The sequence below is a fragment of the Streptomyces pristinaespiralis genome, assembly GCF_001278075.1.
Lineage (GTDB): Bacteria > Actinomycetota > Actinomycetes > Streptomycetales > Streptomycetaceae > Streptomyces > Streptomyces pristinaespiralis.
Genome location: NZ_CP011340.1, coordinates 7,987,987 through 8,008,983, shown reverse-complemented (window position 1 = coordinate 8,008,983; position 20,997 = coordinate 7,987,987). Strand labels below are relative to the sequence as shown.

Here is a 20,997-nt window from a genome sequence, read left to right as displayed (position 1 = left end):
ATACTTTCAAGGACGCGCAGAGAGGGGTCCGTATGACCGACGACTCGGCGGGCAGAGGAATCAGCAGACGGAGGCTGGGCGGCGGACTGCTGACGCTGGGCGGTGCGCTCGCCCTGGGACCGGTCCCCTTCGCGGCGGCCGCCGGGGGCGACGGAGCCCTGGACACCGGCGGGACAGGCCCGGGCAGCGGCTCTGGGAACCGGCCGACGCTGCGGCACGGCTCTCCGCAGCGGGCCGGGCTGCTGGCCCGTCACCTCGACCAACTGGTCCTCGACGCCGAGAAGTTCCTCGCCCCGTCCCCCAAGCATCCCTGGTACGCGGGTGCGGTGCTGCTCGCCGGGCGGGGCGGCACGGTGGCGCTGCACCGGGCGATCGGCAAGGCGCTGCGCTACTCGGCTTACGACGAGAAGACCGACACCGCCGTCGAGCTCCCCGCCGACCAGCAGATCGCCATGGCCGAGGACACCGTCTTCGACCTGGCGTCCGTCTCCAAGCTCTTCACGTCCGTCCTGGCGGTGCAGCAGATCGAACGGGGCACGCTGGAGCTGGAGGCGCCGGTCGCCTCCTACCTGCCCCGGTTCGCCGGTGCGGGCAAGCAGGACATCACGGTGCGTCAGCTGCTCACGCACACCTCCGGCTTCCGTTCCTGGATCCCGCTGTTCAAGGAGCCGACGCAGGAGGCCAGGCTCGAGCGGCTGTGGAACGAGGCCCCGGCGAACCCGCCCGGCACCACGTACCTCTACTCCGATCTCAACCTGATCTCGCTCCAGCTCGTACTGGAGAAGATCACCGGCCGTCCGCTGGATGCGCTGCTCCGCGACGAGATCACCGCTCCGCTCGGGATGCACCGCACTCGTTTCAATCCACCGCCCTCCTGGAAGCCGAAGATCGCGGCCACCGAGGACGCCAGGCTCCCGTGGTCCGGACTCGACCGCGGCATGGTATGGGGCGAGGTCCACGACGAGAACGCGTACAGCTTCGGCGGCGTGGCCGGCCACGCCGGCGTCTTCTCCTGCGCCTGGGACCTGGCCGTCCTCGCCCGCACCCTGCTCAACGGCGGTGTCTACGGCGACTCCCGCATCCTGCGCCCGGCCTCGGTCGAGCTGATGTTCTCCGACTTCAACACGGCCTTCCCCGGCGACGAGCACGGCCTGGGCTTCGAGCTCTACCAGCACTGGTACATGGGCGCGATGGCGACACCGCGCACCGCCGGGCACACCGGCTTCACCGGCACCAGCCTCGTCCTCGACCCGACCACCGACTCGTTCCTGATCGTGCTCGGCAACTCCGTCCACCCCGTCCGCAGCTGGCGCTCCGGCAGCGCGCCCCGGGTCGCCGCGGCCAACAACATGGCCAGGGCCGTGGCCGTCCGCCCCGACCACGGCCGCACCGCCTGGTTCTCCGGCATGGCCGGCTCCACGGCGGCGACCCTCACGCTGCCGGCGCTCGCCCTCGCCTCTGACAGGCCGCTGCTGCGGTGCTCGCTGTGGTGGGACACCGAACCGCGCTCCGACGCGCTGTACCTCGAGGCGTCACAGGACGACGGGGCGACCTGGAAACCGGTCCCGTTCACCGCGGTCCGCAAGGGCGGCGAGGAGGAGCCCCACCCGGCCGGCTCGGTGACGGGCTGGTCCGGGCGGGCATGGCACCGGGTCACCGCGGACCTGACCGCGTGGCGCGGCTCGCCGGTACGGCTGCGCTGGCGGTACGCGACCGACCAGCTCTACGTCGGCCGGGGCGCCTACGTCGACGCGATCCACGTCGCGGACGGCCCGGGCCCGGCGGCCTTCGACGGGTCCCGGCCCGAGGACGCCGCCCTGCTCGAACCCAAGGGCTGGACACCGTCCCGGGACTGACGAGCACTCACCGGGCCGGCGCCCCGCATACCGGCCCGCCGGCCCGGACCGCCGGAGTGCGCCGCGGGACTTACCGTGAAGTCGCGGCGCGCCCCGGGCCGGGCACCCGACGCGCCGAGCGCGCCCGTCGGCGGCGGAGCGCCGGGCGTCAGTGACCCAGCGCGGCCATCGCGGCGTTGTGACCCGGCACGCCGCTGACTCCGCCGCCGCGGACGGCGCCCGCGCCGCACAGCAGGATGTTGGCGTGCGCGGTCTCCACGCCCCAACGGCCCGTGGCGCCGTCGGCGTACGGCCAGGACAGGTCGCGGTGGAAGATGTGGCCGCCGGGCAGCCGCAGTTCCCGCTCAAGGTCCAGCGGCGTCTTCGCCTCGATGCAGGGTTCGCCGTTCGCGTCGAGGGCGAGGCAGTCGGCGAGCGGCTCCGCCAGGTACGCGTCGAGTTCGGTGAGCGTCGCGGCCAGCAGCTCCGCGCGCGTCCGTTCGTTGTCCTCGGCGAACAGCCTGGCGGGGGTGTGCAGTCCGAAGAGCGTCAGCGTGTGGCAGCCCTGGGCCGCGAGTTCCGGCGAGAGGATCGACGGATCGGTCAGCGAGTGGCAGTAGATCTCGGACGGCGGAGCACTCGGCAGCCGCCCCTCGGCGGCCTCCCGGTAGGCGGTGGCCAGTTGCCCGTAACCCTCCGAGACGTGGAACGTGCCGGAGAAGGCGTCCTCGGGCGCGACCGAGTCGTCCCGCAGCCGCGGCAGCCGCCGCAGCAGCATGTTGACCTTCAGCTGCGCGCCCTCCGCCGGTTCGGGGCTCTCCTCTCCGAGGAGCGCGGCGAGCGCCTGCGGCGAGGCGTTCACCAGGACCCGGCGGGCGGCGACCGCGCCCTCGCCCGCGCGGTTCCGGTAGGCGACCTCTGCGCGCTCGCCGTCGGTGTCGATCCGGGTGACCTCGTGTCCGAGCGCGAACTCCGCGCCGGCGTCGCGCGCCGCGGCGGCCAGCGCGTCGGTGAGCGCGCCCATCCCGCCGACGGGCACGTCCCAGTCCCCCGTGCCGCCGCCGATGACGTGGTACAGGAAGCAGCGGTTCTGTACCAGCGACGGATCGTGGGCGTCGGCGAAGGTGCCGATGAGCGCGTCGGTGAGGACGACCCCGCGGACCACGTCGTGGGTGAACCGTTTCTCGATCGCGGCGCCGATCGGTTCCTCGAAGAGCATCCGCCACGCCTGCTCGTCGCCGACTCGGGTCCGTAGCTCGTCCCGGGTGGGCAGCGGCTCCGTCAGCGTCGGGAAGACCCGCTGCGCGACCTGACCGGTGACGCCGTAGAACTCGCGCCACGCCGCGTACTCGCGGTCCCCGCCGGTGAGGGCCCCGAAGGACTCCTCCGTCCGGGCGCCGCCCACCAGCAGGCCGCCGTCGCCCGTGGGCGTGTAGGAGGAGACGGTGCGCCCCCGCACCGCGAAGTCCAGCCGCAGGTCCCGCACGATCTTGTCGGGCAGCAGCGAGACGAGATAGGAGAACTGGGACAGGCGGGCGTCGACACCGGGGAACGGGCGGGTGGAGACGGCCGCTCCCCCGGTGTGCGGCCGGCGCTCCAGCAGCAGGACGGAGCGCCCGGCGCGGGCCAGATAGGCGGCGGCGACCAGGCCGTTGTGGCCGCCGCCCACGATGACGGCGTCGTACGAGGCGAGTGCGGGCATGGGCGGACACTAACCGCCGGGTGCCTGCTCCGTCACCGTCCCGCGCAGCGCGGCGACCCGCCGGTACAGCTCCACCGCCTCGGTGTGGCGGCCGAGCTGCTCCAGGCAGTGCGCCTCGTCGTTCCTGCTGGACAGCGCGTCGGGGTGCTCGGGTCCGAGGACCCGCTCGCGTTCCTGGGCCACCTGCTCGTAGACGCCGAGCGCTTCGGCCCAGCGGGCCAGCCAGCCGAGCGCCACGGCCACCTCGCGCCGGCTCACCAGCGTGTCGGGGTGGTCGGGGCCGAGGATCCGCTCGCGCAGGGCGCTCACGTCGCGCGCCTCGGCCAGCGCCTCCTCCCAGCGGCCGAGCCGGCCGAGATTGACGCCGAGTCCGTGGCGGGCGCGAAGTGTCTCCGGGTCGTCGGGCCCGCAGACGCGGGTGCGGTCCTCGACGAGCGAGCGGTAGAGGTCCAGTGCCTCCGCGCCGCGGCCGAGCCGGCCGAGGCAGATGCCGGTCTCGTAGCGGGCGGCGAGGGTGTCGGGGTGGTCGGGGCCGAGGGTCGCGGCGCGGGCGGCGGCGACGTCCTGGTAGGTGGCGAGCGCCTCGGCCCAGCGGCCCATCAGACCGAGGGCGTAGGCCATTTCGTAGCGTGTGACCAGGGTGTCGCGGTGGGTGTCGCCCAGTACGCGGGCGCGGGCGGCCGCCACGTCGCCGGCGATCCGGAAGGAGTCCTCGACGCGGCCCATCCGGCTCAGGTTGAAGGCGAGGTTGTGCCGGCAGCGCAGGGTGTCGGGGTGATCGGCCCCCATGGTGCGCTCGCGGGACTCGAGGACGGCCGCGTAGATCCGGTCGGCCTCTGCGTACCGGCCGAGGCCGCCGAGTACGTACGCCGTCTCCTGGCGGGCGGCGAGCGTGTCGGGATGGTCGGGGCCGAGGGCGCGTTCGCGGCCGGCGGCGACACGGCCGAACTCCTCGAGCGCGTCGGCGGCGCGGCCGGTGCGGCTGAGACTGAAGCCGACCTCGTAGCGGCTGGCGAGGGTGTCGGGATGGTCGGCGCCCAGCAGCGTCTCGCGTTCCGCGGCCACCGCGCGGTGCACCTCCCCCGCCTCCTCCCAGCGGCCGAGGCGGCCGAGGCTCAGACCCGCGTTGTGCCGGGTGGCGAGGACGGCGAGCAGCTCGGGCGGCGGAGTGGGCCGGCCGGGGCCCTGGGCGGGGACGCGGACGCCGCTGTGCGGGACGGCGGGCACGGCGGGGACGACGGACGCGGCCGCGAGGGCGGTGACGGACGGGCTGGTCCACCGGCCGGTGAGCACCGCGGTGTGGTCCTGCCCCGGCGGCGCGGACGGCACGGCGAAGGCGCCGGTCGCCTTGTGACCGACCGTCATGCCGCGTGTCCAGTAGGGCAGCGCGGCCTCCCGCGACGCGCCGGGCAGGACCTGGCGCTGGAGCGGCACGACGGCGGGGGCGTGCCGTGTGTGTCCGGACGCGCCGATCCTGCGCCGCAGGTCGCCCGCGGCGGCGGGCCGCTCCTCTGGCGTCTTCGCGAGCAGGTCGAGGACCATCAGGTCGAGGAACTCCGGGATCTCGTCCCGGTGTTCACGCAACGGCCGGGGCACGGTGTCGCGGTGCCCGACGAGGATCGACCAGGTGTCGCCGACGTCGAACGGCGGGGCGCCGGTGGCGAGTTCGTAGAGCACACAGCCCAGCGAGTACAGGTCGCTGCGGTGGTCGACCTGGCCGCCGGCGATCTGCTCCGGTGACATGTAGTGCGGGGTGCCCATGGCGATGCCGGTGCCGGTGAGCTTGGACGTGAAGCCGATGTCCTCCCCGAGGCGCGCGATGCCGAAGTCGCAGATCTTCACCCCGCCGCCGGTGAGCCGCATGATGTTGGCGGGCTTGAGGTCCCGGTGCACGATGCCCTGTTCGTGGGTGTAGTCGAGGGCGTCGGCGATCTGGTCGGCGATGTCGACGACGTCGGTGACGGACAGCGGCTGCTGCTTGTTGTCCTCGAGCAGCTGGCTGAGGTTGCGGCCCTCGAGCAGCTCCATCACCAGGTACAGCACGCCCTCGTGCTCGCCGAAGTCGTGGACGACGGTCACGCCCCGGTGCTGGAGGGCGGCGGCGACGCGGGCCTCACGGCGGAAGCGTTCCCGCAGCACCCGGGTGAAGGACCGGTCGTGCTGGGACCCGATCGGCTTGAGGCACTTGACGGCCACATGACGGCCGAGGGATTCGTCGCGGGCCCGCCACACCTCGCCCATGCCGCCCCGCCCGATGAGATCGAGCAGTCGGTAGCGGCCCTGGATCAGCCTGGTTTCCGCCATCTCGTGCTGTCGCCCCCGTCACTTCGCTGCGCCCTCCCCGGCCGGTCCAGTATGGCGGCCCGTCTGCGTAGTTTGTACGGGGCCGGGCGTGCGCCGGGCCCGAGTCGCGCCATCGCTCTCGGAATGTGACCGGACGGGAGTTGCCAGCGTATACGGGAGGGGAGGAAGCGCAGCGGGTTGTCCGTGAGCGTGAGTTGCCGTGTCACGCGGCGGGGGGGTGCTGCTCTGCCGTGCGGGTGGCGGGGTGAGCAGGCGGCCGGCGGTGGCGGGGTCGGGGCCGACGCGGCGGGAGGCTTGTCGACAAATGCAGCCGTGCGCATCAGCCGGCCCCGGGCGTCCCGCAGAAGTCCGGGTTCTGCGGGACGCCGTGGACCGCACGGCATGCCACGGGGCCGCGCACGGCGGGCCGCAGGAGAGCGGACGGCCGTCAGCCCGCCAGCGCCGCAAGGGTGGCCCGGAGATCGTCGGCACGCGGGCGGTTGTGGGGCAGCTTGGCGAGGACGCGGGCCATGCCGCAGGTGTCGGTCAGCGCGGAGAAGACGAGTCCGCCCGCGACCCCGGCGGACAGCAGGCGGGCCTTGGGCAGGCGTCGCCCGAGCACGACTCCGGCGAGGACCAGCGAGCCGGCGGCGAGACGCACCTGGCGTTCCATGGCCCACGCCGTGCGCGCACCCTCGGGGCGGTGGATGTCGTGCCCGAGCTGCGTCCAGGTGTCGGTGCCGCCGGTGAGCGTGGCCGCGGTGATGCCGTTGTGCGACAGGGTGGCGCACGCCTGGGCGGACCGGGCCCCGGAGGCGCACACCACGAGCAGGTCGCCGCGTTCGGCGGCGGCCTTGATCGCGGGGACGGCCTCTTCGAGGTGGTCGAGCGGGACGTTGTAGGCGCCGGGCAGGTGGCCGGAGGCGTACTCGCCGGGGGTGCGGACGTCGATCACGGTCAGCTCGTGGAGCCGGCCGCTGGCCTGGTGGGCGGTGAGGGCGATGGAGGCTGTCATAGGTTTTCCTGTTCTCCATGGGCGGGGACCACTCCGGTAGGATACCCGGAGGGGTATATCGAAGGAGTGGCTTGTGGAACTGGCGATGGCGGCCGACGAGCTGAAGACAGTGGTCAACCGGCTGCGACGGGCGCAGGGGCAGATCGCCGGGGTGATCAAGATGATCGAGGAAGGCCGGGACTGCGAAGACGTCGTCACGCAGCTGGCTGCCGCCTCCCGGGCCCTGGACAAGGCGGGATTCGCGATCATCGCCACCGGCTTGCAGCACTGCCTGACCGACTCGGACATGGCCGCGAGCGGTGACCGTGAGCAGATGCGGGCCCGTCTGGAGAAGCTCTTCCTGTCACTGGCCTGAGCCGCGCGTCCCGCGCGCCATGCCGGCGTACCGAGCGGCACGTGCACGGCGTCGGCGCATGGGGCGGCACGCGCCGGTGCCGGCACCTCGGACGGCACGCTCCATGTCGGCATGTCGGCATGTCGAGCCGCGCGCGTCATGTCAGCACATCGAGCAGCATGAGAGCGGCCACCGCCAACAGCGCGGACGCGAAAGTGCGCCGGAGCACCGTGCCGGAGACCTTGGCGGCGAGTCGTCTGCCGTCCCATGCCCCCAGGACCGCGGTGGCGATGAACGGCGCGATGATGGCCCAGTCGAGTCCCGCCGCCGTGGAGCCTCGCGTGACGAGCGAAGCGATGGCGTTCGCCGAGATCACCAGCAGGCTGGTGCCGACCGCCGCCTGCATCTCGAATCCGAGGATCGTGACGAGCGCCGGGACGGCCAGGAATCCGCCGCCCACGCCGAGCAACCCCGTGAGAGCGCCCAGCCCGGCCCCGGCGCCCGCAGCCTTGAGGGGGCGCTCGGCAGGCGCCTGAGCGGTGGTGCGGGCCGGCGCCAGCATCCTGACCGCGGCGAGCCCGGCGACGGCGGCGAAGGCGGCGGTCAGCACGTGCTGCGGCAGACGGGCGGCGGCAGCCCCCGCCGCGGCGGCCGGAAGGACGCCGGCCGCCGCGAACAGTGCTCCCGTCCTCCACCGCACGTTGCCCGCGCGCGAGTGTGCGTACAGGGCGGTGGCGGATGTCGCGGTGACGATCAGCAGAGCGGCCGTGGTGGCCGCCGCCGGGGAGAAGCCGAGCAGGTAGATGAGCACGGGAACGGCGAGAATGCTGCCCCCGCCGCCGAGCGCGCCGAGTGCCAGACCCACGACGCCACCGGCGGCCAGCGCCAGGAACAGTGCGCTCACGTCACCACGCCGCTGTCGCCGTGCACGTCGATGACCGGCAGTCCCTCTGCGGCCCAGGCGACCAGGCCGCCGGCGACATCGGTCGCCTCGACGCCGCTGTCGGCCAACGTCTCGACCGCCCGGCGGGAGCGGTTCCCGGAGCGGCAGATGAGGACGACCGGCCTTCCCTGGGCCGTGGGCGGAAGGGGGACGCCCGCCATGAGCAGGGTCAGCGGCATGGACAGGGCGCCGGGGGCATGTCCGGCCTCCCACTCGTGCGTCTCACGCACATCGAGCAGGACCGCCGGGCCCTGCGCTGTCGATCCATGGGCCCGGGCGGGGGTGAGGCGACTGCTGTCGCGTCCGGAAGGCATCGCGGTACTCCGTGCGAAGGGTGATCAAGGAATTCAGGCGGTACGGGTGAGGCCGGCCTGTTCGGCGGCGTCGAAGGCGTCGTCGACGGCGACGACCTCGCGCCCGGTGGCGTCCAGCAGCGAAGCGGCGATCGCCGCGCGCATCCCACCGGCGCAGTGCACCCACACCACGCCTGGCGGCACCTCTGCGAGGCGGCCGTGCAGTTCGTGGATCGGGATGTGTACCGAGCCCTCGACGAAGCCGTCGCCCCGCTCGGAGTCGCGGCGTACGTCGAGCACCACCACGTCCTTCTCGCGCTCGAGCGCCACCGCCAGGTCGGCGAACCGGGCGCGCGGGAAGGACGCGAGTTCCTCGCCCTCCCTGAGCCAGCCGCCGGGGGAGCCGGTGGCGGCGGCCGCCGGGCGGTCGATGCCGACGCGGGCCAGCTCACGCTGCGCTTCGGCGACCTGTTCGGGCGTGTCGGCCAGCAGCGTGAGGGGCTTGCCCCAGGGGATGAGCCATGCCAGGTAGGTGGCGAGCTTGCCGTCCCCCTCGAAGTTGAATGACCCGGCCACATGTCCTTCGGCGAAGGCGACCCGGTTGCGCAGGTCGACGACCCACTCCCCCGCCGCCAGCCGTTCCGCGATCTGTCCGGCGTCGGCCGGCCGCGGCGGGGTCAGGTCGACGGGCACGGGACCGGCCGCGTTGACGGGCCCCATGTGTGCGTAGTAGGCCGGGACGTCGTCCAGCCCCGCGAGCATGTCGGCGACGAACGTGTCGACGTCCTTGTTGAGCACGTCGTTGCTCCTGCGTTCGGCGCCGATCGTGGTCTCCTCCCCCTCCGCCTGCGCGGAGGAGCAGAAGCTGCCGAAGCCGTGGGTGGGGAGCACGTGCACGTCGTCGGCGAGCTCGTCGGCGAGGCGGTGGGCGGAGGCGTACTGGGCGCGGGCCAGCTGCTCGGTCAGCCGCGGCTCGACCAGGTCCGGCCGTCCCACGCTGCCGATGAGCAGCGATCCCCCGGTGAACGCGGCCACGGCGCGACCGCCCTCCTCGAGAACGTAGGAGGTGTGGTGGGGCGTGTGGCCCGGAGTCGCCAGTGCTCGCAGCACCAGGCCGTCGTCCACCGCCACGGTGTCGCCGTCGGCCACGGGGGTGCGCGTGAACGCCACCGTCGCGCCTGCCGGCACGAGGTATCGGGCCCCGCTGACACGTGCCAGTTCGAGGCCGCCGCTGACGTAGTCGTTGTGCAGGTGCGTCTCGACCACGTACGCGATGCGTACTCCCCGCAGGGCTGCCGCGGTGAGGACCTGGTCGATGTCGCGGGGCGGATCCACCACCACCGCGCGGCCGCGCCCGCCGGTCAGGTAACTGCGGTTGCCCAACCCGTCCAGCTTCAGGCTTTCGACGAAGAACACGGCCGGAGCTCCTTTCGTTTACCCCCCGGGGTATCTGTATCCACCCTAACAGAGGTACCCCGGGGGGTATTTTCGGGAGCCTGCGACTCCCGTCGAGCCCGCGAGAAGCAGCAGTGGCGACGCCGTCACGGCCGCTCCTCACACGGCGTGCCCTGCGCGTCGGCAGGTGGGCGGCCGGCTCACCGGCGGTGGCGGGCACGGTGACGGGTTCGAGTCCCATGAGGCGGGCGGCGCCGACCGCTGTTCGCCGGGTAGCGGTCGGCGTGCTCGTCGTCCAGCGGCAGCCCGGAGCGGCGCGGCGGCCGACCTCTGGGCAGGAGCCGACCTCCGCACATGCACCCACAGCAGGAGTTCCGGTTCGCCGACGCCGAAGCGTTCCCCGGTGTCGGGGTCGGTGGCCTTCAGCAGGCCGTGGATCCGGCGGACAGCGGACACGGGTGCCACCCTTCTCCGCGACCTCGGCGGTGCCGAGGAAGTCCGCGGTGCACATCAGCCGGCCCCAGCCGTCCTCGCGGAAGTCCGAGTTCTGCAGGACGCCTCTCGCACGAGGGCCCGCACTGCCGCCCGACGGTCACCCCGCAACCGTGGCCGCGGGCGGGTCGAACCATGGCAAGTACGTCCGAACCGAAAGGCTCAATCCAGGCATTCAAGTACTTTCGACCCTAAGGTGGGGCAGCGTGAAAGGCCACCAGCGAGCGCGGGACGACGAGGGGAGCGCAGTGCGGCTGATCGCACTGTCGGACGGCGTCTTCGCCATCGCCATGACGTTGCTGGCGCTGGACATCGCCCTGCCCGTCGGTCTGAACTCCGCCGACTTCGACGAGGCGCTGGCCGATGTGATGCCCAGCGTCTGGGCATACGCTCTCAGCTTTCTGCTCATCGCGGCGTTCTGGCGGGGCCACCACCAAGTCTTCCGGTACGTGGAGAAGGTGGACGGGACGGTCATCAGGCTGGGGCTGCTGAGCCTGGGGCTGATCGCGCTGATGCCCTTCCCCACCACCCTGCTCGCCGAGTACGGGGACTTGGCCCCGTCGGTGGCCGTCTACTCCGGCGCCGTGGCCGTCATGGGGATCGCCCAACTCACGCTGACGATCGCGCTGTGGAAACGCCCGTGGCTGGCCGGCGCGGCGCTGCCCGACCGCGTCGCGCGTAACGATGTGGCCGATCTTGCGGCGACAGTGCTGGTCTTCGCCATCGCCGTGCCGCTCGCCTTCGTGTCCCCGACGGGCGCGAAGCTCTGGTGGGCAGTGCTGATCCCGGTCAAGTGGGTGCTCGGCGAGCGGGGCAACCGCCTGCGCGCCGCCGCGGGCTATTCCGCTTCTGAGGGCACGTAACACGATCAGGGCCATGAGCCTGATCGAGGACCGCTGTTGGCCGCTCCAGGCGCACGATGACAACGGCACGCGCACAAACCGGCGAGCGACCGGCGCTTCCATCCGGCCCTCACGATTCGGAGCGTGCGGAAATTGATGGTGCGCGACATTCGTCGTGCCAGGTGCCGCCGGCCCGGCGCGCCGTTGGAGCGGGATGACGACGCGCCGGCCGGGTGGGCAAGGAGGTACGACTTTGCGCGGAAGAGTCGCGACGGCAGTCAGGCCCCGTGCGGGAAGTGTCCGCGAGGTGGCGGCAGGTCACCCGGGCCCGAGGCACGTGTCGATGGCTGCCGGGCAAAGGACGGTGCTCCGCAGACCGGATGGCGGGGTGCGGAGCACCTTCAGCGACCGGATGCCCGGCTGACGGCTCAGCCCCTTCCGGACCTTCTGGGCTCTTCCTGAATCGGCTCCACCGGCTCCGTCGACTGTGCGTCGGGAGGCGCCTTCTCGGGCTTCTGCCCCTCGGGCGACATCTTCGTGCCTTCAGCGCTCGCCTTCCGGGCCGCCTTCTCGCCTTGCTTCGGGTCGAGGCCGGGATCCTCGGACTTGGGCATCAAGATCACTCCCTTTTCGTACTGGGGTCAACTATCGAGAACCTTCTCCCAACGACTATCAATTTTATCCGCTATGACCGGATAGTTCCCATCGCGGCATTGCCACTCCGTACGTACTCGATCGTTTCTGCAATGCCCCGCACAGGTGACAATCCGTGTCCTGAGGCAGCCATTGCCACAGCGCCCCTCCAGCGTCGGGTGAACTGCTCCCTGTGAATCTGGACGACGTAGTTCGATGCGAGATCCATCCGACCGTCGGTATCGCCCGCGTCGGCAACAGCACGACCGAGTTCTTCATCGGCCCCGAGCGCCCGGGCGTTCCGCCGCAGCCCGCCGGGGGTTTCAAGGACCCTGCCGGACGGGTGAAGCGGCAGGCGGCACGGTTTCGCATCTACGGCTACGACGCGGACGGCAATGTCCTGGGCGAGCTCACGGCGGAGCAGGCCGAGGTCTCCTGGACGGTCGAGCTGGCCAACTCCAAGGCCGCCTGGTTCAAGTTCCTCGGCCGCCATCACGACGCGCTGGAGCAGGGCCACCTCGACAGCGACAGCCGTGATCCCAGAACACGCCGCAACCAGGCGATCGACGTCAACGATCCCGAAGCCCGGTCCCGCCTGGTCATCAAGCCCGGACCCCGGAACGTGAGCGGCCGTGATCAGGACGGCGCCGGCGCCCGCTTCGACACCGGAACCTTCCTCGGTGAGCAAGTGCCCCTGGGCGAGCTGCGCACCGACAGCGACGGCCGCCTCCTTGTGCTCGGCGGCTACGGTCACTCCGGCACGACCGCTCCGGACAATCCGATCACCGACTACGCCAACAACGACCTCTGGTACGACGACGTGTCCGACGGTCCCGTGTCCGCCACCGTGACGTTTCGTGAGGGCGCCCGGACACTCCGGGCGCGGTCGGCATGGGTCGTCGTCGCGCCGCCCGACTTCTCCCCGCACACACTCAACCTCGTCTCCCTCTACGACGTAGTGGCCGAAGCACAGGGCACAAGGCACTCCGAGCACGTCTCCTTCACACAGGACATCCACCCGATTCTGCGGCGCATCAGCGACTACCAGTGGGTCAACGCAGCCGCCCTCCGCGGCCACGGCGAAGGGGAGCCGGGCCACTTCGTCACTCCGGCCCTCTTGCGGCAGCTGGCTTCGAATGGGCCGGAGAGCGCCGGACTGAGGGGCGCCGTCTTCCGCCGGCTGCGCAGCCCAGGGCTGAACGTCGCCGAGGCGACCTCGGAGTTCATGCCGCAACTTGCGGGAGACGACGGCGAGCCGATGGACGGCCGGCCCCGGAAGTGGATGTCGCTTCTCCCGGGCCAGTACGAGTGCATGAGGCGCTGGGCGGACGGTGACTTCATCGCGGACTGGCCGGGCGAGGCCCCCGGGCCCGCGGAGCCCGCGCTGTCGCAGGAGCCGCACGCTCTCGTGCGTGCGGCTCTCGAAGCGTGCACCGGCGGTCCGTTCTATCCCGGCATCGAGATGACCTACATCGCCCAGGACTCCGACACATGGTCGGGTCCTTTCCGCCTTCGTGAGGACTTCGAGGCGGGCGATCTGACCAAACACATGGCCTTGCCGTGGCAGGCCGACTTCTACGAGTGCCACACGCACTGGTGGCCGGCCCAACGACCTGACGACGTCTACCCCGAGTCCCACTTCCACGCTCTGATCCGCTCCGCGGGTGAGCAGGGGGCTCAGGTCACCGGCCCGTTCCCCTACCGTCGCCCGTGGGCCCGTGGAGTCGGACAACAGGTGGTGCCCAAACCGAAGTTGCCCCGCACCGTCGGCGAGAGTGACACGGTCTACGAGAAACGGGTGGCCGACGCGTGGAAGAAGGTCCGCGAGCACGCGGGGGCCAACGACATGGTCGCGCAGTGGAGCCGACTGGGATTCGTCGTGGCCCGGCAGTCCCCGGACGGCAGCCGCGCTCTGGTCGAGACCGAACGCTCGTATCATGTGGGCCTGAGCCACCGCGACTGGTTCTACACACTGCAGCACCCCGACCGTTTCCCCGAGCAGGTCAAGGCCTCGCGCGCGTTCGTCCACACTTTCCTCAGGGCCGCCGCGGCCGCGCAGCGCAGCCCCGGCGCGCCGCAGACACTGCGGCCCTTCCGGTACACCCGGGAGAATCTGGAGGAGCGCCTCGACCTCATCTACACCCAACTCGCACAGGACGCCGAGGCCTACAACCCGGCAGACCCGGAGATCGAGCCGGTTTTCCGTACCCGGGACTCCGTCGTCGAACGGCTGAAGCAGTTGGCGCCGTTCAACCTCCTCGACGGGGTCTGGCTGCGTTACCTCACCGAGGGCAAGCCCATCGACGACGTGCACGCTCTGCTCTTCACGATCTGGAAGGAGGAAGTAGGAGACGGCAATCCTGCCCTGAACCATTCAAACCTGTACCAGACCCTGCTCCAGCAGTTGGGGATCTACCTGCCCCCCGTCGACTCCTACGCGTTCGCCACCCGGCCCGACCTCCTCGACTCCGCCTACACGGTGCCGGCCTTCGAGCTGGCGATCTCCGCTCATCCCGAGGCCTTTTTCCCCGAGCTCCTCGGGATGACCCTGTTCCTCGAGTGGGAAGTCCTGGGTGTCGTACCCGTGGCGAAGCTCATGGACCACCATGGCATCGACTCCCGGTTCTTCCGTATGCACATCGCCATCGACAATGCGGCGGACGGGCACGGCTCGCTCGCCCGCGACGCCGTGATGCACTACCTCGACCAGTTGCACACCCTCGGCGGCGACGACGCGGTCCAGCGGCAGTGGGAACGAATCTGGAACGGCTACGTCGCCTTCCAGATCACCGGAAACCTGGGGGAGGAACTGGTCGCACGGCTGAACGCGGCGCCCACCGCCGAGGAACAGCTGATCGCGATGATCCAGGCCAAGGCACCGCGCGCCGCGCTCAATCACGAGAAGAAGAAGATCGCCGGCAGCTACCTGAACGACTGGTTCGCCGACCCGGATGGGCTCCTGGCCGCCCTCAGCGAGTCCGAGTGGATCACCCCGGGCGATCCCGCCGACAGCAGGCTCTTCCGCCTCCTCGGCTGGGACGGTCCGATGTACAAGGTGTTCAGCGACGAGGAGACCGAACTCTGGCGCGAATGGATCCGCTCGCTCTCCGGGGAACGCAAGGAACGGCGGACCTACTCTCCGCTCGAGTCGATGGTCCTCCTTGCCGACGCGGTGCGCGCTCGCCCGGACGCTTTCCTCTCCGACGCCCGCACCCTCGTAGGACCGCAGCCCGGGAACCCGGACCACCTCGTCGAGAGACCGGTCGCCTGGTGGGCCCTCCAGCCCGCCGCCGCTCTGCTCGCCGCGGTGACCCACCCCGCCAACGCCACCGCCGGGCCGGCGGAAGGAGCAGAGCACACTCCCACAGCGGGGCTGGAAGTCATCGACGCGTTCTTCGCCCAGGCGGAGGACGCACGGCTCGCCAACGATCTGCCCGTCACGAAGACGGTGAGGGACATCGTCGGTGACTGGGTCGAGGCGGGCTGCCCTCTGCCCGACACGGCGGTTCCCACCAGCAGAGTGAGCCTGTCCACCGCCCAGGCGGTGACCGATGCCGACAGCCCGTTGCGGCTGCGCATCCAGGGTATGGGAACGATCCATTGACGCCGGGGCGCACGTGCGCTGACGTGCTGGTCGCAGGAGCCGGCCCGGGCGGTTCCGCAGCGGCCCTCACTCTGGCGGCCGCCGGTGCCGATGTCGTCCTCGTCCATCAAGAGCGCCGGGCCGCGTGGCACGTGGGTGAGAGTCTGGCGCCCACGGCACGCCCTCTGCTGGCGCGGCTCGGTGTCCTGGACCGGGTCACGGAGCACGGCCATGAGCCGTGGTACGGCACTCGCTCCGCGTGGGGACGGGAGGACGTGACGGCATCGGACTTCATCGGCGGCCCTTACGGGTCGGGCTGGCTTCTCGACCGGCGGCTCTTCGACGCCTCGCTGCGCGACGCCGCCTGCGAGGCGGGGGCAGACCACCACGACGGCAGCGTCACGGCCGTGGTCCGCGCCGGAAACCTGTGGCGGGTGTCGGTTTCCGGCACCGAGATCGTCGCGCCCTACCTCATCGACGCCACAGGCGGGAGGGCCCGCATCGCCCGCAGGGTAGGTGCGCGCGTCGTCGCCACCGACCACCTCGTCGCAGTGGCCGCAGTGCTGCCGCGTCGCTGCCCGCAGAGGAACACCGCGTCCGACGACACCGAACGGACGTCGCTCGTCGAGTCAGCCGCCTTCGGATGGTGGTACACCGCGCCCCTGCCCTACGGACAGGACATCGTCGTGGCCGTCACCGACGCCGACCTCATCGCCCCGACGGGACTACGGACACCGGCGGGATGGCTGAGCGCTCTCACTGCGACCCGGCAGGTGAGTGCCCGGCTGAACGCGGACGGCGTCGGGCCACCACATCGGCTGGCCGTGCTTCGAGCAGGTACGTCACGTGTCGCTCCTTCCGCAGGGCACGGCTGGGCAGCCGTCGGCGACGCGGCGACGGCAACCGACCCAATTGCCGCACGTGGCATCACCGCCGCACTTGCGACGGGTATCTCGGCGGGTTCGGCGGTGACGGCCGACGCCCAGGGCGACCGGTGCGCCCTGGAGCGCTACGCGGACCTCACGGCTGCTGTACACGCCGAGTTCCTGCAGGCGCGGACAGTCTGCTACCGGGCCGGACGCCAATGGGACACGCCTTTCTGGACACGGCGCACGGATGGCCGGCCCGTCGATTCCGTCACCGGCGGCGAGCCTTCGGTCAACGAACTCACCCCCGCGTAGCAGGAGGTCGTGACCGTACGGGACACGGTGACGCGGGAGTTGGCATCAGATCCCGCGCGGTGTCCGGCCCGTGGGAGGCGGAACCGCCCTCGACGTCCGCCGTCCCCGGCGCTGGACAAGGAGCCGAGGAGGGCGTCGCCGGCAGCTGAACGCGTACCGACGGCTGCGGCGGGCAAACGGCGAGAAAGACCACGACCCGCGGAGTTCCCATGATGATCGCCGGAATCATTGCAGTATGCGTCGTCCTCGCCGTTTTGGCGTTCCTCCTGCCGCGCCTGTCGCGCCACCCCGAACGCGGTACGCAACGCACCCTCGGCCTGGGATCCCGTGCGGGCAGCAAGGCCCCCGGCTTCATGGGGCGCATATTCAGCAAGCCGTTCCGCAGCAGCTCACGCGCCGTGAGCCGCAGCGGCTCCGCGGGCCGCCGCACCCGCCGGCGCATGCCGTTCTAGAACGAGGTGAGACGCGCGTGTTGACCACCCGGCTGACGCTCCGACCCCCTTGGTCCGCCCGGCAGGTGATGCCGAGGCATCCGCGGCAACGGCTGCTCCAAGCCCACGGGGCCTCCTCCGCCGTCACCCGATCAACACGGCCGGCTTGTCGGTCGGAGCGGCGCTTCGGCGGAGCACTGGGCGCCCGGGCACCGACGCCGAGCAGCGTGCCGCTCCGACCGCCCACCGACCATCTGCGGCTCTGTCACCGCGGTCAGCGTCGTACCCGGGGCATCCCCAGCCCGATCCACGAGATGATCTCTCGCTGGATCTCGTTGTTGCCGCCGCCGAAGGTGAAGATCACGGCCGAGCGGTAGCCGCGTTCCAGTTCGCCGCCCAGGACCGCGCCGGCCGAGCCCTCCTTGAGGGGGCCCGCCGCGCCGACGATCTCCATCAGCCAGGCGTAGGCGTCGCGCCGGGCCTCCGAGCCGTAGACCTTGACCGCGGAGGCGTCCTGCGGGGTGAGGGTGCCGTCCTGTACGGCGTTCACCATCTGCCAGTTGAGCAGTTTCATGGCGTCGAGCCGCGCGTGGGTGCGGGCGAGGCGGCCGCGTACCCAGCCGAGGTCGATCACGCGTCGGCCGTCCGTGAGTTTGGTGTCCGCGGCCCAGTGCTGGACGTCGCGCAGTGCGCGGATCGCCATGGTGCCGTGGGCGGCGAGGGTGACCCGCTCGTGGTTGAGCTGGTTGGTGATCAGCCGCCAGCCCTTGTTCTCCTCCCCCACCCGCTGGGAGACGGGAACGCGCACATTGTCGTAGTAGCCGGCGGTCGTGTCGTGCGAGGCGAGGGTGTTGATCAGGGTGCAGGAGTAGCCGGGGGCGGACGTCGGTACGAGGAGCATGGTGATGCCCTTGTGGGGCGGCGCCTCGGGGTCGGTGCGGACGGCGAGCCAGATCCAGTCGGCGGTGTCGCCGTTGGTGGTCCAGATCTTCTGTCCGTCGACGACGTACGTGTCCCCGTCGCGCACGGCCCGGGTCCTGAGCGCGGCGAGGTCGGTGCCGGCGTCCGGTTCGCTGTAGCCGATGGCGAAGTCGAGCTCGCCGGAGAGGATCCTCGGCAGGAAGTACGCCTTCTGCTCGTCCGTGCCGAACTGCATGATCGTCGGACCGACCGTGTTGAGCGCCATCAGCGGCAGCGGCACTCCGGCCTGGGCCGCCTCGTCGAAAAAGATGAACTGTTCCATGGGGCTCAGACCGCGGCCGCCGTACTGCTGGGGCCAGCCGACGCCGAGCCAGCCGTCCGAACCGAGCCGGCGGATCGTGCTGCGGTAGAAGCGTTTCCTGTCGGCCGGCCCGGCGTACCGGGCATAGGCGTTGTCGGGGACGATCCCCGCGAAGTACCTGCGCAGTTCTGCGCGTAACTGCTCCTGCTGCGGCGTGTATTGAAGGTGCACGGCCCCTCCAGGCGTCTCGCGGTGCGCCCCTTGCGCGGCGGCGCGCACACAGTAGAACGTGTTGCAAGAATCCGGAAGGGCCGTGCCGGGCCGTGCTACCGGGAGGCGTAGACGGCTTCGACGAGGGCCATCTTGCGCGGGTCGTCCGCGATGTGCGGGCCCATACGGTTCATCACGTACCCCATGGCCATGCCGGCCTCGGGGTCGGCCAGTCCGCAGGAGCCGCCGAAGCCGTCGTGGCCGAACGCCCGGGGGTTGGGCCCGTACGAGCCGTTCCTGCCGCTCAGCCAGAGGCCGAGGCCGGCCTCTGTCTCGTGCTCGAAGCCTGCCGCGAGGACCAGATCGCGGCAGCCGCCCTGGCCTTCGCGCACGCGCTCCGCCGCCTCCCGCGACAACACCCGGTGCCCGCCGAGACTGCCCCGTCCGGCAAGGATGCCGTACAGCGCGGCGATCGCGCGGGCGGTGCCGTGGCCGTTGGCGGCGGGTATCTCGGCAGCTCGCCACCCGGCCGAGTTGGCCGCGTCCGCGCCGGTGGACGGGTTGACCAGGGCGGCGACGGCGACGGGTTCCAACCGGGCGAACGCCGCCGCCTGTTCACTGCTGCGGGCGGCCACCGGGCGCACCAGCTCGGCGGCCCGGCCGGAGTCCTGCTCGGGCAGGCCGATGGTGAAGTCGATCCCCAGCGGTCCGGTCACCTCCTGCCGCAGGAACTCGCCCGGCAGGTGCCCGCCGACCCGGCGCACCACCTCCCCGACGAGGTGGCCGTAGGTGATCGCGTGGTAGCCGGACCGGGTGCCCGGTTCCCACCACGGTTCGGTCGCGGCCAGCCGCGCGCAGGTCAGCTCCCAGTCGTAGAGCTCTTCGAGCGAGTGCGGTTCCCGCAGCCCGGCGAGGCCCGCGCGGTGCGAGAGCAGATGGCGTACGAGGACGCCCTTCTTGCCCGCCGCCGCGAACTCGGGCCAGTAGTCGGCGACCGGCGCGTCCAGGTCGAGCAGCCCGCGGTCGGCGAGGATGTGGGCGCACAGGGCGGTCGGCCCCTTGGTCGTGGACCACACGTTCACCACGGTGTCGCTCCGCCACGGCACGGTCCGGGCGTCGTCCGCCCAGCCGCCCCACAGGTCGACGACCTTGTCGCCGCCGACGAGGACGGTCACGGCCGCGCCGAGCTCGCCGCGTTCGGTGAAGTTCCTCTCGAAGGCGGCACGGACCGCCGAGAAACGCTCGTCGCAGTGGCCTTCGATTCTGATGGGTCGCTCCGTGCTGCTGGGCTGGTCCGCCATGTCCGGCAATCCTCCGTCGCCTCGTCCCGTGCACTCGCCGGTGAACATACCGACTGGTCGGACCGACGGGGAAGGGGGTGTGCGGCCGCGACGCGCCGGTGAGCGAGGATGGAGCCGCACGATCCCGGACCCGGAAGGACGACTCGATGGCCCTCGACGATGCCGCACCGCTGCGCGAAGGCTCCGCACCCGACGGTTCGGTACTGCTGCGCACCGAAGGGCACGCCGGACACATCACGCTCAACCGCCCACGGGCCATCAACGCGCTCACCCACACCATGGTGCGAACCGTCGACGCGGCCCTCGCGGCCTGGGAGCACGACGACGAGATCGCCGTCGTGGTCGTCACCGGCGCCGGTGAGCGAGGGCTCTGCGCCGGAGGCGACATCCGCGCCATCCACGACGACGCGCGCGGCGGCGGCCGTGCGTCGGTGGCCTTCTGGCGGGACGAGTACCGGCTGAACGCGCGGATCGCCCGCTACGCCAAGCCGTACGTGGCGCTCATGGACGGCATCGTGATGGGCGGCGGTGTCGGGGTGTCCGCGCACGGCAGCGTCCGGGTCGTCACGGAACGCTCGGCAGTCGCCATGCCGGAGACCGCGATCGGCTTCGTGCCCGACGTCGGCGGCACCCACCTGCTGGCGCGGGCGCCCGGCGAGCTCGGCACCCACCTGGCGCTCACCGGTGACGCGGTCGGCGCCGGCGACGCGCTGCTGCTCGGCCTGGCCGACCACTTCGTGCCGGGCGACCGGCTCGCCGGCCTGGCCGGGTCCCTGTCGTCGGTGCGGCCCGCGGAGGCGCTCCGGCGGTACGCGGCCCCGGCCCCGGCGGCGGAACTCGCCGCCCATCGCGAGTGGATCGACCACTGCTACGCCGCCGGGACGGCAGAGGAGATCGTCGACCGGCTGTCGGACTGCGGGGAGCCCGCCGCCAAGGAGGCGGCGCAGACCATCCTGAGCAGGTCCCCCACCGCCGTGAAGGTGACCCTCGCCGCGATCCGCCGAGCCCGCGCGCTGGGCGCCCTCGAGCCCGTCCTGGAGCAGGAGTTCCGGGTCTCCTGCGCGGCCCTCGCCTCGCCGGACCTGGTCGAGGGCGTCCGCGCACAGCTCATCGACAAGGACCGGAACCCGCGATGGTCGCCGGCGCGGCTCGACGCGGTCCGCGAGAGCGACGTCGAACGCCACTTCGCCCCTCTCGCCGCGGGTGAGCCCGGCCTCGGACTGGCCGGCTGACACCCGCGTCGCGGTCCGTGTCCTGCGCCACGGACCGGTCCGCTCCGCAGCGCGGGCCCGCCTGTTCGAC

17 protein-coding genes are annotated in these 20,997 nt (G+C 71.8%); 7 read left to right on the top strand and 10 right to left on the bottom strand.

The features are described 5' to 3' along the window. Positions 1-32: 32 nt before the first annotated feature. Positions 33-1,856: a serine hydrolase domain-containing protein gene (locus SPRI_RS34380; RefSeq protein WP_053557652.1), complete on the top strand. Its 1,824-nt coding sequence runs from the start codon at positions 33-35 to the stop codon at positions 1,854-1,856. A 148-nt stretch (positions 1,857-2,004) separates the two neighbouring features. Here SPRI_RS34380 and SPRI_RS34375 read toward each other — a convergent pair whose 3' ends face one another. The 3 genes from SPRI_RS34375 to SPRI_RS34365 form a co-directional block, all read right to left on the bottom strand. Then, complete coding sequence (locus SPRI_RS34375) at positions 2,005-3,537, bottom strand: phytoene desaturase family protein (protein ID WP_005321298.1); 1,533 nt, start codon at positions 3,535-3,537, stop codon at positions 2,005-2,007. A 9-nt stretch (positions 3,538-3,546) separates the two neighbouring features. Further along, a complete protein-coding gene (locus SPRI_RS34370) occupies positions 3,547-5,841 on the bottom strand; it encodes a serine/threonine-protein kinase (RefSeq protein WP_005321296.1) in 2,295 nt (764 codons plus the stop codon). A 427-nt stretch (positions 5,842-6,268) separates the two neighbouring features. Next, entirely contained in the window at positions 6,269-6,835 is a 567-nt protein-coding gene (locus SPRI_RS34365) for a rhodanese-like domain-containing protein (protein ID WP_005321294.1), read from the bottom strand. A gap of 73 nt (positions 6,836-6,908) precedes the next feature. On the opposite strand from SPRI_RS34365, the gene SPRI_RS34360 reads away from it, so the two are divergent. Next, positions 6,909-7,190 carry a metal-sensitive transcriptional regulator gene (locus tag SPRI_RS34360; RefSeq protein WP_005321292.1) on the top strand — a complete coding sequence of 94 codons (282 nt, stop codon included), beginning with the start codon at positions 6,909-6,911 and terminating at the stop codon, positions 7,188-7,190. A gap of 136 nt (positions 7,191-7,326) precedes the next feature. Here SPRI_RS34360 and SPRI_RS34355 read toward each other — a convergent pair whose 3' ends face one another. The 4 genes from SPRI_RS34355 to SPRI_RS39910 form a co-directional block, all read right to left on the bottom strand. Then, positions 7,327-8,073: a sulfite exporter TauE/SafE family protein gene (locus SPRI_RS34355; protein WP_005321290.1), complete on the bottom strand. Its 747-nt coding sequence runs from the start codon at positions 8,071-8,073 to the stop codon at positions 7,327-7,329. Continuing rightward, entirely contained in the window at positions 8,070-8,426 is a 357-nt protein-coding gene (locus tag SPRI_RS34350; protein ID WP_005321289.1) for a rhodanese-like domain-containing protein, read from the bottom strand. The genes SPRI_RS34355 and SPRI_RS34350 overlap by 4 nt, the downstream gene beginning before the upstream one ends. Positions 8,427-8,459: 33 nt before the next feature. Further along, entirely contained in the window at positions 8,460-9,821 is a 1,362-nt protein-coding gene (locus tag SPRI_RS34345) for an MBL fold metallo-hydrolase (protein WP_005321288.1), read from the bottom strand. A 138-nt stretch (positions 9,822-9,959) separates the two neighbouring features. Next, positions 9,960-10,256 (bottom strand): oxygenase MpaB family protein, encoded by a 297-nt coding sequence (locus SPRI_RS39910; RefSeq protein ID WP_324616019.1) that lies wholly within the window; start codon positions 10,254-10,256, stop codon positions 9,960-9,962. Between the two features lie 242 nt (positions 10,257-10,498). Between SPRI_RS39910 and SPRI_RS34340 the strand changes: the two genes are divergently transcribed. After that, positions 10,499-11,155: a TMEM175 family protein gene (locus tag SPRI_RS34340; protein ID WP_234020463.1), complete on the top strand. Its 657-nt coding sequence runs from the start codon at positions 10,499-10,501 to the stop codon at positions 11,153-11,155. A gap of 407 nt (positions 11,156-11,562) precedes the next feature. Here the strand turns inward: SPRI_RS34340 and SPRI_RS34335 are convergent, their stop codons facing one another. Further along, a complete protein-coding gene (locus tag SPRI_RS34335) occupies positions 11,563-11,748 on the bottom strand; it encodes a hypothetical protein (protein WP_005321285.1) in 186 nt (61 codons plus the stop codon). Between the two features lie 212 nt (positions 11,749-11,960). Between SPRI_RS34335 and SPRI_RS34330 the strand changes: the two genes are divergently transcribed. The 3 genes from SPRI_RS34330 (at position 11,961) to SPRI_RS34320 (ending at position 16,983) form a co-directional block, all read left to right on the top strand. Further along, complete coding sequence (locus SPRI_RS34330) at positions 11,961-15,371, top strand: LodA/GoxA family CTQ-dependent oxidase (protein ID WP_050791634.1); 3,411 nt, start codon at positions 11,961-11,963, stop codon at positions 15,369-15,371. Between the two features lie 23 nt (positions 15,372-15,394). Beyond that, on the top strand, positions 15,395-16,531 hold the full coding sequence (locus tag SPRI_RS34325) for an NAD(P)/FAD-dependent oxidoreductase (RefSeq protein WP_005321283.1): 1,137 nt from the start codon (positions 15,395-15,397) through the stop codon (positions 16,529-16,531). A gap of 209 nt (positions 16,532-16,740) precedes the next feature. Beyond that, the gene (locus tag SPRI_RS34320) at positions 16,741-16,983 is read left to right on the top strand and encodes a DUF6411 family protein (RefSeq protein ID WP_005321281.1); all 243 of its coding nucleotides are present in this window, start codon (positions 16,741-16,743) and stop codon (positions 16,981-16,983) included. Positions 16,984-17,236: 253 nt separating this feature from the next. Here SPRI_RS34320 and SPRI_RS34315 read toward each other — a convergent pair whose 3' ends face one another. After that, positions 17,237-18,415: an acyl-CoA dehydrogenase family protein gene (locus SPRI_RS34315; RefSeq protein WP_005321279.1), complete on the bottom strand. Its 1,179-nt coding sequence runs from the start codon at positions 18,413-18,415 to the stop codon at positions 17,237-17,239. 95 nt (positions 18,416-18,510) lie between these two features. Continuing rightward, positions 18,511-19,695 (bottom strand): EstA family serine hydrolase, encoded by a 1,185-nt coding sequence (locus SPRI_RS34310; RefSeq protein ID WP_005321278.1) that lies wholly within the window; start codon positions 19,693-19,695, stop codon positions 18,511-18,513. Between the two features lie 146 nt (positions 19,696-19,841). On the opposite strand from SPRI_RS34310, the gene SPRI_RS34305 reads away from it, so the two are divergent. Beyond that, the gene (locus SPRI_RS34305) at positions 19,842-20,927 is read left to right on the top strand and encodes an enoyl-CoA hydratase/isomerase family protein (protein WP_053557651.1); all 1,086 of its coding nucleotides are present in this window, start codon (positions 19,842-19,844) and stop codon (positions 20,925-20,927) included. Positions 20,928-20,997: the final 70 nt, after the last annotated feature.

What these genes read in the sequence shown, in the direction of transcription:
- SPRI_RS34380 (WP_053557652.1), top strand. Translation starts at nt 33, where the DNA reads ATGACCGACGACTCGGCGGGCAGAGGAATCAGCAGACGGAGGCTGGGC.
- SPRI_RS34375 (WP_005321298.1), bottom strand. Translation starts at nt 3,537, where the DNA reads ATGCCCGCACTCGCCTCGTACGACGCCGTCATCGTGGGCGGCGGCCAC.
- SPRI_RS34370 (WP_005321296.1), bottom strand. Translation starts at nt 5,841, where the DNA reads ATGGCGGAAACCAGGCTGATCCAGGGCCGCTACCGACTGCTCGATCTC.
- SPRI_RS34365 (WP_005321294.1), bottom strand. Translation starts at nt 6,835, where the DNA reads ATGACAGCCTCCATCGCCCTCACCGCCCACCAGGCCAGCGGCCGGCTC.
- SPRI_RS34350 (WP_005321289.1), bottom strand. Translation starts at nt 8,426, where the DNA reads ATGCCTTCCGGACGCGACAGCAGTCGCCTCACCCCCGCCCGGGCCCAT.
- SPRI_RS34335 (WP_005321285.1), bottom strand. Translation starts at nt 11,748, where the DNA reads ATGCCCAAGTCCGAGGATCCCGGCCTCGACCCGAAGCAAGGCGAGAAG.
- SPRI_RS34320 (WP_005321281.1), top strand. Translation starts at nt 16,741, where the DNA reads ATGATGATCGCCGGAATCATTGCAGTATGCGTCGTCCTCGCCGTTTTG.
- SPRI_RS34310 (WP_005321278.1), bottom strand. Translation starts at nt 19,695, where the DNA reads ATGGCGGACCAGCCCAGCAGCACGGAGCGACCCATCAGAATCGAAGGC.
- SPRI_RS34305 (WP_053557651.1), top strand. Translation starts at nt 19,842, where the DNA reads ATGGCCCTCGACGATGCCGCACCGCTGCGCGAAGGCTCCGCACCCGAC.